We start from the raw sequence: 1,625 nt of genomic DNA, 5'->3' as shown, positions 1-1,625 counted from the left end.
GGGTCCGGTCCAGGCCCGGCGGATGCCGCCGTGGACTGCAGTTCCCTCCGCCGAGCACAGCGCCGAGAACTTCTATGTGCGCCAGCTGATCCGTTCCCAGCTGCGCCTGGCGGTCTCGGTAGCCAGCGGGATCATCGTGCTGCTGGTGGGCATCACGGTGCTGCTCTCCTACTGGCCGCAGATTTCCCAGATCACCCTGGCGCGCATCCCGCTGCCTGGTGGATCCTGGGGCTGGGGGTGTACCCGCTGATCCTGATCGCCGGGGTGCTGTACAACATCTCCGCGGTGCGCAACGAGAAACGCTACCGGAGCATCGCCCGATGATGGCGGTGCTCAGCCTGCTCACCCTGCTGGTGGTGTGCCTGGCCACCGTGCTGGTGGCCGTGCACGGGCTGCGCCTGTCCCGCACCACCTCCGACTTCTATGTCGCCAGCCGCACCGTGCGCCCCTGGTGGAACGCCTCGGCGATCGGCGGCGAATACCTTTCGGCCGCCTCCTTCCTGGGGGTGGCCGGGCTGATCGTGGTCTCCGGGCAGTCCGGGCTGTGGTTCCCGATCGGCTACACGGCTGGCTATCTGATGCTGCTGCTCTTTGTGGCCGCGCCGCTACGCCGCTCCCAGGCGTACACGCTGCCGGACTTCGCGCAGATCCGCTTCGCCTCCCTGCCGCTGCGCAAGCTGACCACCTACCTGGTGGTGCTGATCTGCCTGCTGTACATTGTCCCGCAGATGCACGGGGCCGCGCTGACCCTTTCGATTGCCACCGGGCTGCCGGGCTGGGTGGGGCCGCTGATCGTGGCGGCGGTGGTGTGCCTGACCGTGGTCTCCGGCGGGATGCGCTCGGTGACGTTCGTGCAGGCCTTCCAGTACTGGCTGAAGCTGGCCGCGCTGGTGATCCCCACCGTGCTGTTGCTGGTGCGCATCATCCCGGGCAACGACCCGGGGATGCGGGTGCAGCAGCTGAGCGAACGCATGGGTGATGGCGGCAGCTGGGGCTCTACGAAACCATTTCCATCATCATTGCCCTGCTCTTTGGCACCCTGGGCCTGCCGCACGTGCTGGTGCGCTTCTACACGAACCCCACCGGCCAGGCGGCCCGCTCCACCACGGTCATCGTGCTGGGGCTGCTGTCGGTCTTCTACATCTGGCCGGTGGGCCTGGGGGTGCTGGGACGGCTCTACACCCCCGAGCACCACGCCCCGGGCAACGCCGATGCCACGGTGCTGCTGCTGCCGCAGTGGATCTTTGACGGCTGGGCCGCGGACGTGCTGACCGCGGTGGTGGTCGGCGGCGCCTTCGCCGCGTTCCTGTCCACCACCTCCGGCCTGGTGGTCTCCCTGGCCGGGGCGGTGTCCCAGGAGTTCTTTGCCGGCACGGTGCGCGGGTTCAGGATCTCCACGGTCATCGCCACCCTGGCGCCGCTGCTGGTGGCGGCGTTGACCAGTTCCCTGGCGCTGGCCGGGGCGATCGGCAACGTGTTCGCCTTCACCGCCTCAACCATCTGCCCGCTGCTGCTGCTGGGCATCTGGTGGCGGCAGCTGACCAGCATTGGCGCGATGGCCGGGATGCTCACCGGCGCGGTGAGCTGCGCCCTCGCACTGCTGGTCAGCGGGCTGCTGGCCGAAT

General features: G+C 68.7%; 2 pseudogenes. Both read left to right on the top strand.

Annotation, left to right across the window (positions count from 1 at the left end):
• Positions 1–250 (top strand): annotated as a pseudogene (locus JCM19049_RS13590) (hypothetical protein); the annotation flags it as partial.
• 70 nt (positions 251–320) lie between these two features.
• Positions 321–1,625: pseudogene (locus JCM19049_RS23590) on the top strand (cation acetate symporter); the annotation flags it as partial.

It is taken from the genome of Arthrobacter sp. JCM 19049, assembly GCF_001310435.1.
The sequence above is the reverse complement of the archived record's forward strand: the minus strand, read 5'-3'. Positions and strand labels throughout refer to the sequence as shown.